Genomic DNA, 19,511 nt, shown 5'->3' on the forward strand with positions numbered 1-19,511 from the left:
CGCTCCTCGCGGCGACGGTCAGTGTTTTTCCGACACCTGGTTGATGGTGTAGCGCGGGATCTCCACCACCAGGTCGGTGTCGCCGACGCGGGCCTGGCAGGACAGCCGCGACTCCGGCTCCAGGCCCCAGGCCTTGTCGAGCATGTCATCCTCCAGCTCGTCGGACGCCTCCAGGCTGGAGAAGCCCTCGCGGACGACCACATGGCAGGTGGTGCAGGCGCAGGACATCTCGCAGGCGTGCTCGATGTCGATGCCGTTGCGCAGCGCCGCCTCGATGATGGTTTCGCCGGTCTGCGCCTCGACCACCGCCCCTTCCGGGCAATGTTCGTCGTTGGGCAGGAAGACGATCTGCGGCATGGCTTATTCCTCGATTTCGTTGAGCTGTCGCCCGGTCAGGGCGGCCTTGATGCCGGCGTCCATGCGCCGGGCGGCGAATGCATCGGTGACCTGGCTGAGACGGCGGGCCTGCCGCTCGATCGCGCCGACATCGCTGCCGGCGGCCAGCTCACGCAGCTGCTGCATCTCGTGGTCGATGACCGCGCGCTCCTCGGCGTCGAGCAGACGCTCGCCGTCGGCGGCGAGGGCGGCCTGCACCACCTCGAGCAGACGCTCGGCTTCCACCTGCTGCTCGCGCAGGGCGCGCGCAGCCTTGTCGTCGCCGGCGTGAGCGAAGGAGTCCTGCAGCATGCGAGCGATTTCGCTGTCGCTCAGGCCGTAGGACGGCTTGACCTGGATGCTGGCCTCGACCCCCGAGCCGAGCTCGCGGGCGGAGACGCTGAGCAGACCATCCGCGTCGACCTGGTAGGTCACGCGGATCTTCGCCGCGCCCGCGACCATCGGCGGAATGCCGCGCAGCTCGAAGCGCGCCAGCGAACGACAGTCGCTGACCAGCTCGCGCTCGCCCTGCAGCACGTGGATCATCATGGCCGTCTGGCCATCCTTGTAGGTGGTGAACTCCTGGCCGCGCGCCACCGGGATGGTGGTGTTGCGCGCGATGACCTTCTCCATCAGCCCGCCCATGGTCTCCAGGCCGAGCGACAGCGGGATCACGTCGAGCAGCAGCAGTTCCTCGCCCTGCTGGTTGCCGGCCAGGGCGTCGGCCTGGATGGCGGCGCCGAGGGCCACCACCTGGTCGGGATCGAGGTCGGTCAGCGGGGTGCGGCCGAACAGCTCGCCGACCGCCTCGCGCACGCGCGGAACGCGGGTCGAGCCGCCGACCATGACCACCGCCTCGACCTCGTCGAGCTCGATGCCGGCGTCGCGCACGGCGCGGCGGCAGGCCTTGAGACTGCGGGCGAGCAGCGGCTCGATCAGCGCGGCGAACTGCGCGCGGTCCAGCGTGCCGGACCAGTCACCATAAGCGAGGGTGACGCTGTCGGCGTCGGTCAGCGCCTCCTTGGCAGCGCAGGCGACCTGCAGCAGGTGGCGTTGGGCGCCCGGATCGAGGTCGGCGGACAGCCCGGCCTGCTCGATGAGCCAGCCGGCGATGGCGTGGTCGAAGTCGTCGCCGCCCAGGGCGCTGTCGCCGCCGGTGGCCAGCACCTCGAACACGCCGCGGGTCAGGCGCAGGATGGAAATGTCGAAGGTGCCGCCGCCCAGGTCATAGATGGCGACCACCCCCTCGGCTCCCTTGTCGAGGCCGTAGGCCACCGCCGCGGCGGTCGGCTCGTTGAGCAGGCGCAGCACGTTGAGCCCGGCCAGACGCGCGGCGTCCTTGGTGGCCTGGCGCTGGGCGTCGTCGAAATAGGCGGGCACGGTGATCACCGCGCCGACCAGTTGCCCGCCCAGGCTCGCCTCGGCGCGCTCGCGCAGCACGCGCAGGATGTCGGCGGAAACCTCCACCGGGCTCTTCGCCCCCTGCACGGTGTCGATGAAGGGCATCTGCGAATCGCCGGCGACGAAGCGGTAGGGCAGTTGCGCACCGAGCTGCTTGACGTCGGCGAGGCCGCGCCCCATCAGGCGCTTGACGGAGATGATGCTGTTCAGCGGGTCGCTGGCGGCGGCCGCCACGGCGGCATGGCCGACCTCGACGCCGTCGGCCAGATAGCGCACCGCGGAAGGCAGGATGACCCGCCCCTGCGCGTCCGGCAGCGGCGTGGCCAGACCGCTGCGCATGGCGGCGACCAGGGAGTTGGTGGTGCCAAGGTCGATCCCCACCGCCAGGCGACGCTGGTGCGGCTGGGGGCTCTGCCCCGGTTCGGCAATCTGCAGTAGAGCCATGATCTTCGCAGTATCGGGCCCGCCCCCGGCATGCCGGCGGACGGTGCGGGTTAATCGTCGAGGCGCTCTTCCAGCTCGCGCACCTCAAGGGCCAGTTTGTCGAGGAACTGCATACGGCGCATCAAGCGTTCGGCCTGCTCGCGCTCGGCGGGCCGGTCCCAGCAGGCGGCGAAGCCCTGCTCCAGCTCCGCCTGGGCAGCCTTCAGGCGGCGCTTGAAGACGGCGACGCCGGCCAGATCGGCGCTGTCCTGCAACTCCTCCAGCTCCTCGCGCAGCATCATCTGCTGGAGGAGAAACTCGGGGTCCTGCACCGTGGCCTCGAGCGGCAGGTGCTCGCCGCGCAGGGCGAGCAGGTACAGGGCCCGGCGACTGGGACTCTTCAGCGTCTGGTAGGCGTCGTTGAGCTGGGCGGCACGCTCCAGCGCCTGGCGCTGCTCGCGCGGCGCGGCGTCGGCGAAGCGGTCGGGATGGGTCTCCCGCGCCAGCTCGCGGTAGCGCACGGCGAGCTGGTCGAGGTCGATGGCGAACGCCGGCTGCAGATCGAACAGGGCGAAGTGGCAGGTACTCACCGCGCGCCTCAGACGTTGAAGCTTTCGCCGCAGCCGCACTCGCTGCGCACGTTGGGGTTGTTGAACTTGAAGCCTTCGTTCAACCCCTCGCGGGTGAAGTCGAGTTCGGTGCCATCCAGGTAGGACAGGCTCTTCGGGTCGATGATCACCTTGACGCCGAAGCTCTCGAATACCAGATCCTCGGGCGCCAGCTCGTCTACGAACTCCAGCACGTAGGCCAGACCGGAACAACCGGTGGTACGCACCCCGAGGCGAATGCCCTCGCCCTTGCCCCGCCCTTCCAGCGAGCGCCGCACGTGCTGCGCGGCGGCTTCGGTCATGCTGATGGCCATTACCGACTCCTCAGATACTCAGAGCAAACCTTTCTTCTGCTTGTAGTCGCGCACGGCCGCCTTGATGGCGTCCTCGGCGAGCACCGAGCAGTGGATCTTCACCGGCGGCAGGGCCAGTTCCTCGGCCAGCTCGGTATTCTTGATCGACTCGGCCTCGTCCAGGGTCTTGCCCTTCATCCACTCGGTGGCCAGGGAGCTGGAGGCGATCGCCGAACCGCAACCGTAGGTCTTGAACTTGGCGTCTTCGATTACGCCGTCGTCGCTGACCTTGATCTGCAGGCGCATCACGTCGCCGCAGGCCGGGGCGCCGACCATGCCGGTGCCGACGTTGGGATCCTCGGCGTCCATCTTGCCGACGTTGCGCGGATTTTCGTAGTGGTCGATGACCTTGTCGCTGTATGCCATGGCGGTATTCCTCGCTGAATCGATACGGCGTCAGTGCGCCTGCCACTCGACCTTGGACAGGTCGACGCCTTCTTTGAACATGTCCCACAGCGGCGACAGCTCGCGCAGCTTGGTCACCGCCTCGCGCACCTTGGCGGCGGCGTAGTCGACCTCTTCCACGCTGGTGAAGCGCCCGAAGGTGAAGCGGATCGAACTGTGCGCCAGCTCGTCGTTGCGGCCCAGGGCGCGCAGCACGTAGGACGGCTCCAGGGAGGCCGAGGTGCAGGCCGAGCCGGAGGACACGGCGAGGTCCTTGAGCGCCATGATCAGCGACTCGCCCTCGACGTAGTTGAAACTGAGGTTGAGGTTGTGCGGCACGCGCGCCGTGGCGCTGCCGTTGAGGTAGACCTCTTCCATGCCTTCCAGGTGGGCCAGGAAGCGATCGGCCAGGGCCTTGATGCGCACGTTCTCGGCGGCCATCTCTTCCTTGGCGATACGGAAGGCCTCGCCCATGCCGACGATCTGGTGGGTGGCGAGGGTGCCGGAGCGCATGCCACGCTCGTGGCCGCCGCCGTGCATCTGCGCCTCGAGGCGCACGCGCGGCTTGCGGCGCACGTAGAGGGCGCCGATCCCCTTGGGACCGTAGGTCTTGTGCGCGGAGAAGGACATCAGGTCGACCTTCAGCTTCTCCAGGTCGATCTCCACCTTGCCGGTGGACTGGGCGGCGTCGACATGGAACAGGATGCCGCGGGCGCGGGTCAGCTCGCCGATGGCGGCGATGTCGTTGACGGTGCCGATCTCGTTGTTGACGTGCATGACCGAGACCAGGATGGTGTCGTCGCGCAGCGCCGCCTCGACCATCGCCGGGGTGACGATGCCGTCTTCGCCCGGCTCCAGGTAGGTGACCTCGAAGCCTTCGCGCTCGAGCTGGCGGGTGGTGTCCAGCACCGCCTTGTGCTCGATCTTCGAGGTGACGATGTGCTTGCCCTTGCCGCCGTAGAAGTGTGCGACACCCTTGATCGCCAGGTTGTCGGACTCGGTGGCGCCGGAGGTCCAGACGATCTCGCGCGGGTCGGCATTGACCAGCTCGGCCACCTGACGACGAGCGTTTTCCACCGCCTCCTCGGCTTTCCAGCCGAACAGGTGCGAGCGCGAGGCCGGGTTGCCGAAGTTGCCATCCATGGTCAGGCACTCGCACATCTTCTGCGCCACGCGCGGATCGGCCGGCGTGCTCGCGGAATAATCCAGGTAGATCGGCAATTTCATCAGGTCTCTCCTGTCAGGCTGGCGCACGCTGCATCAATCGATGGCGGACGCTTCGATCTTTTCAAGCTGGGGCGACAGCTTGCCATGCGAGTGGCAACGCTGGTCCTGGCGCTGGGCAACGCTCTGCACTTCCTGGCGCTGGACCAGGTCGGCGAGGCTGATGCCGCTGAGGAATTCGTGGATACGATCGCTTAGGCCGCACCACAGGTGGTGGGTCAGGCAGACATCGCCCTCGTGGCAGCCGCCGTTGCCCTGGCAACGGGTGGCGTCGACCGACTCGTTGACCGCGTCGATCACCTGGGCCACGTCGATGCTGGCCATGTCGCGCGACAGCTGATAGCCGCCGCCGGGGCCGCGCACGCTGCTGACCAGGCTGCCACGACGGAGCTTGGCGAACAGCTGTTCGAGATAGGACAGGGAAATGCCCTGCCGCTCGGAGATGTCGGCGAGGGACACCGGCCCGCCCTGCGCGTGCAGCGCAAGGTCGAGCATGGCAGTCACGGCGTAACGGCCTTTGGTGGTCAGTCGCATGGGCTGGTACCGCGATGGTTCGGAAAGTGCATGGAGTATGCAATTTTCCGAGTAAAGCAGTCAACTAAAAGACCGAGTATTTCACTCGGAAAAGACGGGCACGTCGGGAACGCGGGGGATCTTATAGCAGTTCCCCCGCGCGCGCATCTCAATCGTGGTGGCGTGGCGCCGCCGGAACAGCCTCGTCGGTTATCTCGCTGTCCTGCGGCTTGACGCCGGCGAAATCCTCGTTGCGCAGCTCCGGCAGCTTCTTCGCGCAGTAGTCGCTGCCCAGCGCGGTCAGCGCCGTGCACATGCCCTCCAGGCGATCGTCGACCGCATGCAGGTGATCGAGCAGCTGGCCGATGGCCTGCGCCACCGGGTCCGGCATGTCCTGGCTGACGCCGTAGGCGTCGAAACCGATCTTCTCGGCCATCGCCTTGCGCCGCGCTTCCTGCTCGTCGTCACCCTTGGTGATGATTCGCCCGGGAATGCCCACCGCGGTGGCGCCGGCCGGCACCGCCCGGGTGACCACGGCGTTGGAGCCGATCTTGGCGCCGGCACCGACGGTGAACGGGCCGAGGATCTTCGCCCCGGCGCCGACGATCACGCCGTCCTCCAGGGTTGGATGACGCTTGCCCTTGTTCCAGCTGGTGCCGCCCAGGGTCACGCCGTGGTAGAGGGTGACGTCGTCGCCAATCTCGGCGGTCTCGCCGATGACGATGCCCATGCCGTGATCGATGAAGAAGCGCCGGCCGATCCTCGCCCCCGGATGGATCTCGATGCCGGTCAGCCAGCGGCTGAGGTGCGACACCAGGCGCGCCAGCAGTTTCCAGTCGGCGCACCACAGCCAGTGCGCGACCCGGTGCAGCCACATCGCGTGCAGGCCGGGGTAGCAGATCAGCACCTCCAGGGTATTGCGCGCCGCCGGATCGCGATGGAATACGCTCTGCACGTCTTCTCGCATGCGCTCGAACATCAATCATGTCTCCGCTTGTGCAGCTCGCCACGGGCTGCCTTCTGAGTTTCTGTGAGGATACCGCGCAGGATGTTCATTTCCAGCTTGCTGACCCCGGAGCGCCCGTACAGGCGGCGCAGACGGGCCATCAGGTGGCGCGGTTTTTCCGGATCGAGAAAGTCGATCTCCACCAGGGTCTGCTCGAGGTGCGCGTAGAAGCGCTCCAGTTCGTCGGCGGTGACCGGCACCGCGTCGAGCATGGCGGTGGTTTCCAGCTTTTCCACCTTGGTCGGCTGGCCCTGCAGCGCCAGCCAGGCCATGCGCACCTCGTAGGCCAGCACCTGCACGGCGGTGGCCAGATTCAGCGAGCTGAACTCGGGGTTGGACGGGATGTGCACGTGGAACTGACAGCGCTGCAGCTCCTCGTTGGTCAGCCCGGCGTACTCGCGGCCGAACACCAGGGCCACCTCGCCGCCCAGCTTGACATGCTCGAGGCTGTGCTGGGCGCACTCGCGCGGGTCGAGCAGCGGCCAGGGAATGCGCCGGTCGCGCGCGCTGGTGCCAAGCACCAGGTTGCAGCCGGCCAGCGCCTCCTCCAGGCTGTCGACCACCACCGCCGCCTCGAGAATGTCGGTGGCGCCGGAGGCCCGCGCGTTGGCTTCGCCGCTGGGAAACTCCTCCGGCTGCACCAGCACCAGGCGCGACAGCCCCATGTTCTTCATCGCCCGCGCCGTACCGCCGATATTGCCCGGATGGCTGGTGTTGACCAGCACCACGCGAATCCTGTCGAGCACGTTCGCTCTCCCACCCCTGAAAAAGGAGACGAATCTTACCCAAGCCCCGCCGCCGGCGCCACGCGCCCTTCATGCCCCCCGCTTTTCTGTTAGAATGTTCGGCTTTCTTTAACAGCCCAGGTGAACCTTCCATGCAGCCCATGCTGAATATCGCGCTGCGCGCGGCCCGCAGTGCCGGCGAACTCATCTTCCGCTCGGTCGAACGCCTGGATGTGCTCTCGGTCAACGAGAAAGATGCCAAGGACTACGTGACCGAGGTCGACCGCGCCGCCGAGCAGACCATCATCAGCGTGTTGCGCAAGGCCTATCCCAACCACGGCATCCTCGCCGAGGAAAGCGGCCTGCAGCCGGGCAGCGGCGAAGGCGCCGACTACCTGTGGGTCATCGACCCGCTGGACGGCACCACCAACTTCATCCACGGCCTGCCGCACTTCGCCGTCAGCATCGCCTGCAAATACCGCGGCCGCGTCGAACACGCCGTGGTCCTCGATCCGATCCGCCAGGAAGAGTTCACCGCCAGCCGCGGCCGCGGCGCCGCCGTCAACGGCAAGCGCATCCGCGTCAGCAACCGCAAGGGCCTGGAAGGCGCCCTGCTCGGCACCGGCTTCCCGTTCCGCGACAGCCAGCTCGACCACCTGGACAGCTATCTGGGCATGTTCCGCAGCCTGGTCGGCCAGACCGCCGGCATCCGCCGCGCCGGCGCCGCCAGCCTGGACCTCGCCTACGTCGCCGCCGGGCGCTTCGACGCCTACTGGGAGTTCGGCCTATCCGAGTGGGACATGGCGGCGGGCGCGCTGCTGGTGCAGGAAGCCGGCGGTCTGGTCAGCGACTTCACCGGCGGCCACGAGTTCCTCGAGAAGGGCCACGTCGTCGCCGGCAACACCAAGTGCTTCAAGGCGGTGCTGACCGCCATCCAGCCGCATCTGCCGCCGGCGCTCAAGCGCTGATTCCGGCAGTCGCCCCGAAAACCCGGCCGTTGCGCCGGGTTTTTTATTGCCCGCCAGAAGCGGGGCATGAAAAAAGCGCCCGCAGGCGCTTTCTTCATTGGCGAGCGATACGTTACGGACGTCCGTCCGCCGCATCCTCGACCACCGGCGGGATCAGGTCCTCGGTGGTCAGGCTCAGCCAGATCAGCACCACGTTGGCGATGTAGATCGACGAGTAGGTACCGGCCAGCACGCCGACGAACAGCGCGATGGAGAAGCCCCACAGGTTGTCGCCGGCGAACAGCAGCAGGGCGGCGATCGCCAGCAGGGTGGAGAGCGAGGTGACCATCGTGCGCAGCAGGGTCTGGGTGGTCGAGATGTTGATGTTCTCGATCAGACTGGCCTTGCGCAGCACACGGAAGTTCTCGCGCACCCGGTCGAACACCACGATGGTGTCGTTCAGCGAGTAACCGATGATGGCCAGCACCGCCGCCAGCACCGTCAGGTCGAAGGTGATCTGGAAGAACGACAGGATGCCCATGGTCACCACCACGTCGTGCACCAGGGAGAGAATCGCGCCGACGGCGAACTTCCACTGGAAGCGGAAACCGACGTAGACCAGGATGCCGCCCAGAGCCAGCAGCATGCCCAGGCCACCCTGGTCGCGCAGCTCCTCGCCCACCGCCGGGCCGACGTACTCGACCTTCTTCACCTTCAGCGGGTTGCCGCCGTTGGCCGCCTGCAACGCCGCGGCCACCTTGTTGCCCAGCTGCGGATCGTCGCCCTGCAGGCGCACCACCACGTCGGTGGTGGCGCCGAAGCTCTGCACCACCGCGTCGCCGTAGCCGGCCGCGGCCAGTTGCTCGCGCACCTGACCGAGGTCGGCCGGACGCTCGTAGCTCAGCTCGATCTGGCTGCCGCCGGTGAAGTCCAGACCGAAGTTCAAGCCCTTGGTGAACCAGCTGCCGAGGGCGATCAGGGTCAGGATCATGGTCAGGGCGAACGCGACATTGCGCACGCCCATGAAGTTGATAGTTCCAAGTTTCATGACTGGCTGCCCCTTAGATCCACAGCTTCTTGAAGTCGCGCCCGCCGAAGATCAGGTTGACCATCGCACGGGTCACCATGATGGCGGTGAACATCGAGGTGACGATACCCAGCGACATGGTCACGGCGAAGCCCTTGATCGGGCCGCTGCCCATGGCGAACAGGATGCCGCCGACCAGCAGGGTGGTCAGGTTGGAGTCGAGGATCGCCGTGTAGGCACGGTCGAAGCCCTCGTGGATGGCGCGCTGCACCGACATGCCGTTGGCGATTTCCTCACGGATACGCGAGTAGATCAGCACGTTGGCGTCCACCGCCATACCCATGGTCAGCACGATACCGGCAATACCCGGCAGGGTCAGGGTCGCGCCCAGCGCCGACATCAGCGCCAGCAGCAGCACCATGTTGAAGGCCAGGGCGACGGTCGCCAGGATGCCGAAGAAGCGATAGATGCCGATGATCAGCAGCGACACGAAGACCATGCCCCAGATCGAGGCATCGATACCCTTGGCAATGTTGTCGGCACCCAGGCTCGGGCCGATGGTGCGTTCCTCGGCGAAGTACATCGGCGCTGCCAGACCGCCGGCGCGCAGCAGCAGGGCCAGCTCGGAAGACTCGCCGGGGCCGTCCAGGCCGGTGATGCGGAAGCTGTTGCCGAGCGGCGACTGGATGGTCGCCAGGCTGATGATCTGCTTCTCCTCCTTGAACGCGGAGACCGGCACTTCCTTCTCCACGCCGTCGACCATCTGCTTGACGTAGCGGGTCACCGGCTTCTGCTCGATGAACACCACCGCCATGCTGCGGCCGACGTTGCTGCGGGTGGCGCGGTTCATCAGCTCGCCGCCGTGGCCATCGAGGCGGATGTTGACCTGCGGGCGGCCGTTCTCGTCGAAGCTGGCCTGGGCGTCGGTGACCTGGTCGCCGGTGATGATCACGCCGCGCTCCAGGTCGACCGGCGGGCGGCCTTCCTGACGGAAGCCGAAGCTCTCGGAGCTGGCGCGCGAGGCGCTGGCGTCGGCGGCCAGGCGGAACTCGAGGTTGGCGGTCTTGCCGAGGATCCGCTTGGCCTCGGCGGTGTCCTGCACGCCGGGCAGCTCGACCACGATGCGGTTGGCGCCCTGGCGCTGCACCAGCGGTTCGGCCACGCCCAGCTCGTTGACGCGGTTGCGTACGGTGGTGAGGTTCTGCTTGATCGAGTACTCGCGGATTTCCGCCAGCTTGGCCTGCGTCAGGGAGAGACGCAGCACCTGCAGATCGTTGCGCTCGCTACGCTGCAGGTCGAATTCGGTGTAGGTCTTGCGGATCAGCGCTTCGCTTTCGCTCAGGGTTGCCTCGTCGGTGAAGCCGAGCTGGATGGCGCCGTCCTGCACCGGCAGCGAGCGGTAGCGCACGCGCTCCTTGCGCAGCAGGCTCTTCACTTCGCCTTCGTAGACGTTCAGGCGCGCCACGAGCGCCTTGTCCATGTCCACTTCGAGCAGGAAATGCACGCCGCCGGACAGGTCAAGACCGAGCTTCATCGGACTGGCGCCCAGCTTGCGCAGCCAATCGGGGGTGGTCGGCGCCAGGTTGAGGGCCACCACGTAGTCGTCGCCGAGGGCGCGGCGCACCGCTTCCTGCGCCGGCAACTGGTCTTCCTGACGGGTCAGACGCAGCAGCGCGCCCTTGTCGGTCAGATTGGCGGCCTTGAGCGCGATGCCGGCGGTCTTGAGCGCCTGCTCGGCGCGGCCGAGGTCGGCCTGCTCGATCTTCAGCGCGGTGCTGGCACCGGTGAGCTGGATGGCCGGATCGTCGGGATACAGGTTGGGCGCGGAATAGATGAAGCCGATCCCGAGTACCACGAGGATCAGCAGATATTTCCACAGGGGATACTTGTTGAGCATGACACAGCCCGTTCAGAACGCGGGGCGCCTTGCGCGCCCCGTCGATAGGTAGAGATGGAGACTCAGATCGCCTTCAGGGTGCCCTTGGGCAGTGCGGCGGCGATGGCCATCTTCTGGATCTTCAGCTCGACGGTGTCGGACACCTCGAGCACGACGAAGTCGTCGGCGACCTTGACCACCTTGCCGGCGATGCCACCGGAGGTCACCACCTCGTCGCCCTTCTGCAGGCCGCCGATCAGGTTCTTGTGTTCCTTGGCACGCTTGGACTGCGGACGCCAGATCATCAGATAGAAGATGACCACGAAGCCGGCCAGCATCAGGAACTGCATGTACTCGCCGCCCGGCGGAGCACCGGCCGGAGCGGCCGCATCGGCGGCGTGGGCGACGGAGATCAGAAAGCTCATGTACTACTCCTGTTGCGAGGTCTGGTAAGGATCGAATCAGTCCAGCGGGGGCACCGGCAGGCCGCGTCGCGCGTAGAAGCCGGCGACAAAGGCGGCCAATGTACCTTGGGCAATGGCGTCGCGCAAACCGGCCATCAGACGCTGATAATGTCGCAAATTGTGAATGGTATTCAGCATGCTACCCAGCATTTCGCCGCATTTATCCAGATGGTGGAGGTAGGCGCGCGAGAAATTGCGACAGGTGTAGCAGTCGCAGGCCGGGTCCAGCGAGGAATCGTCGTGCTTGTGCACCGCGTTGCGGATCTTGATCACCCCGGTTTCGGTGAACAGGTGGCCGTTGCGCGCGTTGCGGGTGGGCATCACGCAGTCGAACATGTCGACGCCGCGGCGCACGCCCTCGACCAGATCCTCCGGCTTGCCGACGCCCATCAGATAGCGCGGCTTGTCCGCCGGCAGCTGCGGCGGCAGGAAGTCGAGGATGCGGATCATGTCCTCCTTGGGCTCGCCCACCGACAGGCCGCCGATGGCCAGGCCGTCGAAGCCGATTTCCAGCAGGCCTTCCAGCGAGCGCAGGCGCAGTTCCTCGTGCATGCCGCCCTGGACGATACCGAACAGCGCCGAGGGATTGCCCTCGTGGGCGATCTTCGAGCGCTTGGCCCAGCGCAGCGACAGCTCCATGGAGCGCTGCGCGGTGTCGACGTCGGCCGGATAGGGCGTGCACTCGTCGAAGATCATCACGATGTCGGAGCCCAGGTCGCGCTGCACCTGCATGGACTCCTCGGGGCCCATGAACACCTTGGCGCCGTCCACCGGCGAGGCGAAGTACACGCCCTCCTCCTTGATCTTGCGCATGGCGCCCAGGCTGAACACCTGGAAGCCGCCGGAATCGGTGAGGATCGGCCCCTTCCACTGCATGAAGTCGTGCAGGTCGCCGTGCTTCTTGATCACCTCGGTGCCCGGACGCAGCCACAGGTGGAAGGTGTTGCCGAGGATGATCTGCGCGCCGATCTCCTCGATGTCGCGCGGCAGCATGCCCTTGACCGTGCCGTAGGTGCCCACCGGCATGAACGCCGGCGTCTCGACCACCCCGCGGGGGAAGGTCAGGCGGCCGCGACGGGCCTTGCCGTCGGTGGCCAGCAGCTCGAAGGACATGTGACTCATCGGGTTTCCTCGGGGCCGCGCGGGGCGGGATTGCGGGTGATGAACATGGCGTCGCCGTAGCTGAAGAAGCGGTAGTCCCCGGCCACCGCCGCGCGGTAGGCAGCCATGGTCTCTGGGTAGCCGGCGAAGGCGGCGACCAGCATGAGCAGGGTGGACTCGGGCAGGTGGAAGTTGGTGACCAGGGCGTCGACCACATGGAACGGCCGCCCGGGGTAGAGAAAGATGTCGGTGTCGCCGCTGAAGGGTTTCAGCACCCCATCGCGGGCGGCGGACTCCAGCGAGCGCACGCTGGTGGTGCCCACCGCGACGACCCGGCCGCCGCGCGCCTTGCAGGCGTTGACCGCGTCCACCACGTCCTGGCCGACCTCAAGCCACTCGCTGTGCATGTGGTGGTCCTCGATGCGCTCGACGCGCACCGGCTGGAAGGTGCCGGCACCGACGTGCAGGGTGACGAAGGCGGTGTCCACGCCTTTCTCGCGGATCGCCGCCAGCAGGGCGTCGTCGAAGTGCAGGCCGGCGGTCGGCGCGGCCACCGCACCGGCCTTGTCGCGATCCGAGTAGACGGTCTGATAGCGCTCGCGGTCGGCGGCCTCGTCGGGGCGGTCGATGTACGGCGGCAGCGGCATGTGGCCGACGCGCTCGAGCAGCACCAGCACCGGCTCATTGAAGCGCAGCTCGAACAGCGCGTCGTGGCGCGCCAGCATCTGCGCTTCGCCGCCGCCGTCGATATGGATCAGGCTGCCCGGCTTGGGCGACTTGCTGGCGCGCACGTGGGCCAGCACGCGCCGCTCGTCGAGCAGGCGTTCGACGAGGATCTCCAGCTTGCCGCCGGAGTCCTTGTGGCCGAACAGGCGCGCCGGGATCACCCGGGTGTCGTTGAACACCATCAGGTCGCCGGGGCGCAGGTACTCCAGCAGGTCGGGGAACTGGCGGTGGCTGAGCTCGCCGCTCGGGCCGTCCAGCACCAGCAGGCGGCTGGCGCGGCGCTCGGCCAGCGGGTGGCGCGCGATCAGCCGGTCGGGAAGCTCGAAATGGAAGTCTGCAACACGCATCGGGGGACTCTCGAAGGGCCGCACAGCTTACCGGAAATGCACTCCAGCCGCCACGCGACGGACCTTCGCCAGGGTCCGGTAAACCCCCTACTTGTCGGGGGTTTTGATTCGACTAAAGAAGAACGGCGGTAGCAAATCCCCCGTGTCAGGATACCGACATCCCTGATTAGTCCATGTTCCACAAGAACGCCGGGCACCCCAACCATAAGAAGTTAGCTTTGAGGTGACCGCACGCGCGTGGTCCCCTCGCGACATTTTCAGGAGCCCTCTCATGTCCGCCCGCAATATTCTGGTGATCAACTGCGGCAGCTCGTCCATCAAGTTCGCCCTGGTGAACGAAGCGCAGAGCAGCTTTCCGCTGCAGGGCCTTGCCGAACGTCTCGGCAGCCCCGAAGCCGTCATCCACTTCGAGAACGCCGCCGGCAAGGAAAGCTTGAGCGTACCGGATGCCGACCACCAGGCGGCGCTGGCCCAGATCCTGCCGCGCGTCGAGGAAGCCGCCGGCGGCCACCTGGACGGCATCGGCCATCGCGTGGTGCACGGCGGCGAGAAGTTCTTCGCCTCCACCCTGCTCAACGGCGACACCCTGGCCGGCATCGAGGCCAACATCCAGCTGGCCCCGCTGCACAACCCGGCCAACCTGAGCGGCATCCATGCCGCCATGAATCTGTTCCCCGAGCTGCCCCAGGTCGGCGTGTTCGACACCGCCTTCCACCAGAGCATGCCGGAGCACGCCTACCGCTACGCCGTGCCGGACCTGCTCTACAAGGAATACGGCGTGCGCCGCTACGGCTTCCACGGCACCAGCCACCGCTATGTCAGCAAGCGCGCCGCCGAACTGGCCGGCCTGCCGGTGGAGAACAGCAGCTGGCTGGTCGCTCACTTGGGCAACGGCTGCTCGACCTGCGCCGTGGTCAACGGCGAGAGCCGCGACACCAGCATGGGCCTGACCCCGCTGGAAGGCCTGGTGATGGGCACCCGCAGCGGCGACGTCGATCCGAGCCTGCACAACTTCTTGCACAACACCCTGGGCTGGGAGCTGAGCAAGATCGACGCCATGCTCAACAAGGAGAGCGGCCTGAAGGGTCTGTCCGGCCTGTCCAACGACATGCGCACCCTGACCGAAGCCCGCCAGGCCGGCCACCCGGGTGCCACCCTGGCCTTCGAAGTGTTCTGCTACCGCCTGGCCAAGTCGCTGGCCGCCATGGGCTGCGCCCTCGAGCAGCTGGACGGCCTGGTGTTCACCGGCGGCATCGGCGAGAACTCCGCCGTGGTGCGCGAGCGCACCCTGGCGCACCTCAAGCTGCTCGGCTTCAAGGTCGACGCCGAGGCCAACGCCCGCTGCACCCGCGGCGTGGCCGGCGAGATCCAGGCCGCGGGCAGCCCGCGCATCCTGGTCGTGCCGACCAACGAGGAGCGCCAGATCGCCCTCGACACCCTCGCGCTGCTCGACGCCTGAGCCAGCCGACTCCGTATGCAGGACGGAACATGACCTGCCGCCGAAACCCGACTGCCATCCCGGCGTCGGGTTTTGTCGTCCTGATCGCCCCCTGCGCCCCGCATTCCACAGTCTGAGCACCTAGCTCCCCCCAGGAGAAACCATGCACACTCTGTTCCTCGCCCCCACCGGTTTCGGCGTCGGTCTCACCTCCATCAGCCTCGGCCTGATCCGTGCCCTCGAGCACGCCGGCCTGAAGGTCGGCTTCTTCAAGCCGATCGCCCAGCCGCTGCCCGGCGACCAGGGCCTCGAGCGCTCCAGCACCCTGATCCAGCGCACCCTCGGCCTGGCTTCCCCCGAACCGCTGCCGCTCGCCCAGGTGGACCGCCAGCTGGCCAGCGGCGAACTCGACCTGGTCCTCGAAGACGTGGTCAGCCGCTACCAGCAGGCCGCCGCCGGCAAGGACGTGGTGATCGTCGAAGGCATGCTGCCGACCCGCGAAACCGACTACGCCTCGCGCCTGAACACCCACCTGGCCAAGAGCCTGGACGCCGAGATCATCCTGGTCGCCGCCCAGGGCAGCGACGGCGTCAAGCAGCTGGCCGAGCGCATCGAGATCACCGCCCAGCAGTTCGGCGGCGCCAAGGACGCCAAGGTGCTCGGCGTGGTGCTCAACAAGGTCAAGAGCGCCGAGGGCCTGCCGGCCTTCGTCGACAGCCTCAAGGCCAACCTGCCCCTGCTCGGCAGCAGCGACTTCCAACTGCTCGGCGCCGTCCCGTTCGCCGAGGAACTGAACGCCCTGCGCACCCGCGACGTCGCCGACCTGCTCGGCGCCAACGTGCTGAACGCCGGCGAAGCCGAGCAGCGCCGCGTCGGCAGGATCATCCTCGGCGCGCGCACCGTGCCGAACATGGTTCACCTGCTGCAGCCGGGCGTACTGCTGGTGACCCCGGGCGATCGCGACGACATCATCCTCGCAGCGAGCCTCGCCTCGCTCAACGGCGTCAAGCTGGCCGGCCTGCTGCTGACCGGCGACTTCACTCCGGACCAGCGCATCCTCGACCTGTGCAAGGCGGCCCTGGATGGCGGCCTGCCGCTGCTCAGCGTGGCCACCGGTTCCTACGATACCGCCACCAACCTGTACGCCCTGAACAAGGAAACCCCGGCCGACGACATCGAGCGCGCCACCCGGGTGACCGACTTCATCGCCCAGCACCTGCACCCGGAATTCCTCCACACCCGCTGCAGCGTGCCGCGCGAGCTGCGCCTGTCGCCGGCGGCCTTCCGCTACCAGCTGGTCAAGCGCGCGCAGGACGCCGACAAGCGCATCGTCCTGCCCGAAGGCGACGAGCCGCGCACCGTGCGCGCCGCTGCCATCTGCCAGGAGCGCGGCATCGCCCGCTGCGTGCTGCTGGCCAAGCCCGAGGCGGTCGCCGCCGTGGCCCGCGAGCAGGGCATCACCCTGCCGGCCGGCCTGGAAGTCATCGATCCGGCCAGCATCGCCGAGCGCTACGTCGCGCCGATGTGCGAAATGCGCAAGAGCAAGGGCCTCACGCCCGAGCAGGCGCGCCAGCAACTGGAAGACACCGTGGTGCTGGGCACCATGATGCTGGCCCTCGACGAGGTCGACGGCCTGGTCTCCGGCGCCGTCCACACCACCGCCAACACCATCCGCCCGGCCCTGCAGCTGATCAAGACCGCGCCGGGCTACAACCTGGTGTCCTCGGTGTTCTTCATGCTGCTGCCCGACCAGGTGCTGGTCTACGGCGACTGCGCGGTCAACCCCAACCCGAGCGCCACCGAGCTGGCCGAGATCGCCCTGCAGAGCGCCGAGTCCGCCGTGGCCCTCGGCGTTTCGCCGCGCGTGGCGATGATCAGCTACTCCACCGGCACCTCCGGTGCCGGCGCCGAGGTGGAGAAGGTCGCCGAAGCCACCCGCATCGCCCAGGAACGTCGTCCGGCCCTGCCGATCGACGGCCCGCTGCAGTACGACGCCGCTTCCGTGCTCAGCGTCGGCAAGCAGAAGGCGCCCAACAGCAAGGTCGCCGGGCAAGCCACGGTGTTCGTGTTCCCGGATCTCAACACCGGCAACACCACCTACAAGGCGGTGCAGCGCAGCGCCTCGGTGATCAGCGTCGGCCCGATGCTGCAAGGCCTGGCCAAGCCGGTGAACGACCTGTCGCGCGGCGCGCTGGTGGACGACATCGTCTTCACCATCGCCCTCACCGCCCTGCAGGCCGCCAGCCAGGCCGAGCAGAAGGCCGCCGCCAAGGGCGAGCTGATCGAGGCGTAAGCCTTGCCACGGATTCGGTCGCGCCCCGCCGCGACCGAATCCGCGCTGCGGCAAAGGGCTGATTGACCGGACCCGGCGGCATCCCTATACTCCGCGGCCATTGCCTCGATGGCGGAATCGGTAGACGCAGCGGATTCAAAATCCGCCGCTGGCGACAGCGTAAGAGTTCGAGTCTCTTTCGGGGCACCAAACGTAGTGAAGAAACCCGCTCAGGCGGGTTTTTTTACGCCTGAAATCCTTGCAAGCGAGCCTGCCATGCCCAAACACCAGCTGCGCCCGCCGGGCGATTTCCCCCCCGCCAGCCTGATTCGGCGCCTGGCGGCGATGTTCTACGACTTCCTGCTCTGTGTGGCGCTGCTCCTGGTGGTCGGCCTGATCTACCAGCAGGGCATCCTGCGCCTGGTCTACAGCGGCGAGGAGCTGATGGCGCTGTCCCAGGCCGGCGCCCTCGACGTCGACCCGATTCTCGCCAGCCTGATGCTGGTCAGCCTGTTCGCCTTTTTCGCCAAGTTCTGGACCCACAACGGTCAGACCCTCGGCATGCAGGTGTGGGGCATCCGCGTGCAGAACCCGGATGGCAGCGCCATCGACCTGTGGCAGGCGCTGCTGCGCTTCTTCGTCGCCATCGCCTCCTGGCTGTGCCTCGGCCTCGGCTACCTGTGGATGCTGTGGGACAAGGACAAGCGCACCTGGCACGACCGCTACTCGGAAAGCGTGGTGGTGCAGCTGCCCAAGCGCAGCAAGCGCTGAGGCCGGCGATCTAGACTGCAAGAACGGGCGCCACGGCGCCCGCTTCAGTCGACCGCAAGGAGGCCTTCGCCGAGGGCACCTGCATGGGCAGCCGGCAGCGCCGCTCCCTTCCCAGCCACCACGCGATCCTGCTGGCCGCCGCCGTGCTGAGCGGCTGCGCCCTGCAGCCGCCGGCCGCGCCCGACGCCTGTGGCCGGGCCTTCGCCCGCTTGCGGTCCGCCACCGCCGCGGTGCGCGACGCCCAGTACCACCCCCTCGCCGACTTTCCCGGCCTGCGCAGCGACCGCGTGCTGGCCGTCCTCGCTGTCGAAGCCACCAGCCCGGCGGCACGCCGTTTGTGGCTGCAGCGCCTGGCCGACAACGACCGCGAGGCCGCCGCCATCGAGCGGGGCAATCTGGCGGCCGGCGAGCGAACTGAATTGCCGGAGCCGGCGCTGTTGGAAGGCTGTCGCCGGCGCCAGGTCGAGAGCCTCGCCAACGATATCCACAGCTTCGCCCGCGCAGCCGCCGCTGCCCGGATTCCCAGCGACTACCGTCCATGGGCGCGTACCCTCGGCCTCTACCCGCTGCTGCGCCCGCTGTATCGACGCAGCATCGCCGCCTGGCAACGCGAAGCCGCGGCGCAGCAGGCCCCCGCGGACACCGCCGCCTGGCTCAGCTATCGTCTGGCCGAGCCGCTCGGCGACACCCCACCGCCGCCGCTGCGCACCGATGTCCTCGGCCTGCCGCAGGCGACGGCGGAACAGCTCGCCGCCCTGTTCGCCCGTCACGCCCCGGAGTTGCGCATCGCCGCGCAGAGCGCCGCCGACCGCCCCGGCGCGCCGCTGTTCGACCGCCGCGGCCGCCGCGGTTTCGCCCGAGACCCGGCACTCGTCTACCGTCGCCACGCCTGGAGCCGCCTGGACGGGCGCTGGCACCTGCAGCTGATCTACCAGTGGTGGTTCAGCGAGCGGCCGGCGAGCGGAGTCCTGGACCTCTATGCCGGCGAGCTGGACGGCCTGCTCTGGCGGGTCACCCTGGACGAGCGCGGCCAGGCCATCCTGTTCGACGCCATCCATCCCTGCGGCTGCTGGCACGCCTTGTTCCTGCCCGCCGACTCGCCGCTGCAGTTTCGCCAGCCGGCCGACGCGGAGCAGCGCCTGGCCCGCCGGCTGACGCTGGCGGGCCGCCAGGCGGCGACCCTGTGGCTGCGCGCCGGCGACCACGCCCTGCTGTGGGTGGACGGCCGCCGCGCGCCCTACCCCATCCACCGCTATCGGCTGGCCGAACTGGACGAGCTGCGCCGCCTGCCCCACCCGGCCGGGCGGCGCAGCCTGTACGGCAGCGACGGCCTGGTGCCCGGCAGCCAGCGCCTGGAGCGCTGGATCCTGTGGCCGTCGGGAGTGGTCTCGCCGGGCGCCATGCGCCAGTGGGGACGCCACGCCAGCGCGTTCGTGGGCGAGGCGCACTTCGACGATCCCGACCTGCTCGGGCGCTATTTCCATACCCCAAAATGAACAGGGCCGGCGAAGGCCGGCCCTGAGAGAAGCG

At 67.9% G+C, this 19,511-nt stretch carries 19 protein-coding genes and 1 tRNA gene; 6 read left to right on the top strand and 14 right to left on the bottom strand.

All coding sequences use genetic code 11. The features are described from left to right. Positions 1–18: 18 nt before the first annotated feature. From fdx to trmJ, 9 genes are all read right to left on the bottom strand, one after another. Positions 19–357 (bottom strand): ISC system 2Fe-2S type ferredoxin, encoded by a 339-nt coding sequence (gene fdx / locus LMJ29_RS06295; RefSeq protein ID WP_229604657.1) that lies wholly within the window; start codon positions 355–357, stop codon positions 19–21. Positions 358–360: 3 nt separating this feature from the next. After that, complete coding sequence (gene hscA, locus LMJ29_RS06300) at positions 361–2,220, bottom strand: Fe-S protein assembly chaperone HscA (protein WP_229604658.1); 1,860 nt, start codon at positions 2,218–2,220, stop codon at positions 361–363. A 50-nt stretch (positions 2,221–2,270) separates the two neighbouring features. Further along, positions 2,271–2,789, bottom strand: a complete 519-nt coding sequence (gene hscB / locus LMJ29_RS06305) for a co-chaperone HscB (protein WP_229604659.1) — start codon at positions 2,787–2,789, stop codon at positions 2,271–2,273. An 8-nt stretch (positions 2,790–2,797) separates the two neighbouring features. Beyond that, positions 2,798–3,121, bottom strand: coding sequence for an iron-sulfur cluster assembly protein IscA (iscA, locus tag LMJ29_RS06310; RefSeq protein ID WP_229604660.1), 324 nt, complete (start codon positions 3,119–3,121; stop codon positions 2,798–2,800). 18 nt (positions 3,122–3,139) lie between these two features. After that, a complete protein-coding gene (gene iscU, locus LMJ29_RS06315; protein WP_229604661.1) occupies positions 3,140–3,526 on the bottom strand; it encodes a Fe-S cluster assembly scaffold IscU in 387 nt (128 codons plus the stop codon). Positions 3,527–3,556: 30 nt separating this feature from the next. Then, positions 3,557–4,771, bottom strand: a complete 1,215-nt coding sequence (locus LMJ29_RS06320) for an IscS subfamily cysteine desulfurase (RefSeq protein ID WP_229604662.1) — start codon at positions 4,769–4,771, stop codon at positions 3,557–3,559. A gap of 33 nt (positions 4,772–4,804) precedes the next feature. Then, positions 4,805–5,302 (bottom strand): Fe-S cluster assembly transcriptional regulator IscR, encoded by a 498-nt coding sequence (iscR, locus tag LMJ29_RS06325; RefSeq protein WP_229604663.1) that lies wholly within the window; start codon positions 5,300–5,302, stop codon positions 4,805–4,807. Between the two features lie 148 nt (positions 5,303–5,450). After that, positions 5,451–6,260, bottom strand: a complete 810-nt coding sequence (cysE, locus tag LMJ29_RS06330; RefSeq protein WP_229604664.1) for a serine O-acetyltransferase — start codon at positions 6,258–6,260, stop codon at positions 5,451–5,453. Further along, the gene (gene trmJ / locus LMJ29_RS06335; RefSeq protein ID WP_229604665.1) at positions 6,260–7,033 is read right to left on the bottom strand and encodes a tRNA (cytosine(32)/uridine(32)-2'-O)-methyltransferase TrmJ; all 774 of its coding nucleotides are present in this window, start codon (positions 7,031–7,033) and stop codon (positions 6,260–6,262) included. Before trmJ ends, cysE begins: the two co-directional genes overlap by 1 nt. Positions 7,034–7,164: 131 nt before the next feature. On the opposite strand from trmJ, the gene suhB reads away from it, so the two are divergent. Continuing rightward, positions 7,165–7,980 carry an inositol monophosphatase family protein gene (suhB, locus tag LMJ29_RS06340; RefSeq protein WP_229604666.1) on the top strand — a complete coding sequence of 272 codons (816 nt, stop codon included), beginning with the start codon at positions 7,165–7,167 and terminating at the stop codon, positions 7,978–7,980. A gap of 112 nt (positions 7,981–8,092) precedes the next feature. On the opposite strand, the gene secF is transcribed toward suhB, so the two are convergent. From secF to queA, 5 genes are all read right to left on the bottom strand, one after another. Further along, complete coding sequence (gene secF / locus LMJ29_RS06345; RefSeq protein WP_229604667.1) at positions 8,093–9,007, bottom strand: protein translocase subunit SecF; 915 nt, start codon at positions 9,005–9,007, stop codon at positions 8,093–8,095. A gap of 13 nt (positions 9,008–9,020) precedes the next feature. Next, positions 9,021–10,883 carry a protein translocase subunit SecD gene (gene secD / locus LMJ29_RS06350; protein ID WP_229604668.1) on the bottom strand — a complete coding sequence of 621 codons (1,863 nt, stop codon included), beginning with the start codon at positions 10,881–10,883 and terminating at the stop codon, positions 9,021–9,023. 62 nt (positions 10,884–10,945) lie between these two features. Then, positions 10,946–11,287 (bottom strand): preprotein translocase subunit YajC, encoded by a 342-nt coding sequence (yajC, locus tag LMJ29_RS06355; RefSeq protein ID WP_229604669.1) that lies wholly within the window; start codon positions 11,285–11,287, stop codon positions 10,946–10,948. A 36-nt stretch (positions 11,288–11,323) separates the two neighbouring features. Then, positions 11,324–12,439, bottom strand: coding sequence for a tRNA guanosine(34) transglycosylase Tgt (tgt, locus tag LMJ29_RS06360; protein ID WP_229604780.1), 1,116 nt, complete (start codon positions 12,437–12,439; stop codon positions 11,324–11,326). Positions 12,440–12,444: 5 nt separating this feature from the next. After that, a complete protein-coding gene (gene queA / locus LMJ29_RS06365; protein WP_229604670.1) occupies positions 12,445–13,500 on the bottom strand; it encodes a tRNA preQ1(34) S-adenosylmethionine ribosyltransferase-isomerase QueA in 1,056 nt (351 codons plus the stop codon). Positions 13,501–13,771: 271 nt separating this feature from the next. On the opposite strand from queA, the gene LMJ29_RS06370 reads away from it, so the two are divergent. From LMJ29_RS06370 to LMJ29_RS06390, 5 genes are all read left to right on the top strand, one after another. Beyond that, positions 13,772–14,959: an acetate kinase gene (locus LMJ29_RS06370; protein ID WP_229604671.1), complete on the top strand. Its 1,188-nt coding sequence runs from the start codon at positions 13,772–13,774 to the stop codon at positions 14,957–14,959. Between the two features lie 142 nt (positions 14,960–15,101). Further along, positions 15,102–17,231, top strand: a complete 2,130-nt coding sequence (pta, locus tag LMJ29_RS06375; RefSeq protein WP_229604672.1) for a phosphate acetyltransferase — start codon at positions 15,102–15,104, stop codon at positions 17,229–17,231. Between the two features lie 102 nt (positions 17,232–17,333). Further along, positions 17,334–17,420 (top strand) — tRNA-Leu (locus tag LMJ29_RS06380). A 66-nt stretch (positions 17,421–17,486) separates the two neighbouring features. Next, on the top strand, positions 17,487–17,981 hold the full coding sequence (locus tag LMJ29_RS06385; RefSeq protein WP_229604673.1) for an RDD family protein: 495 nt from the start codon (positions 17,487–17,489) through the stop codon (positions 17,979–17,981). 83 nt (positions 17,982–18,064) lie between these two features. After that, positions 18,065–19,477: a hypothetical protein gene (locus LMJ29_RS06390; protein WP_229604674.1), complete on the top strand. Its 1,413-nt coding sequence runs from the start codon at positions 18,065–18,067 to the stop codon at positions 19,475–19,477. Positions 19,478–19,511 lie beyond the last annotated feature (34 nt).

Origin of the sequence: Pseudomonas oryzagri (assembly GCF_020831405.1) — a bacterium.
Classification (GTDB): domain Bacteria; phylum Pseudomonadota; class Gammaproteobacteria; order Pseudomonadales; family Pseudomonadaceae; genus Geopseudomonas; species Geopseudomonas oryzagri.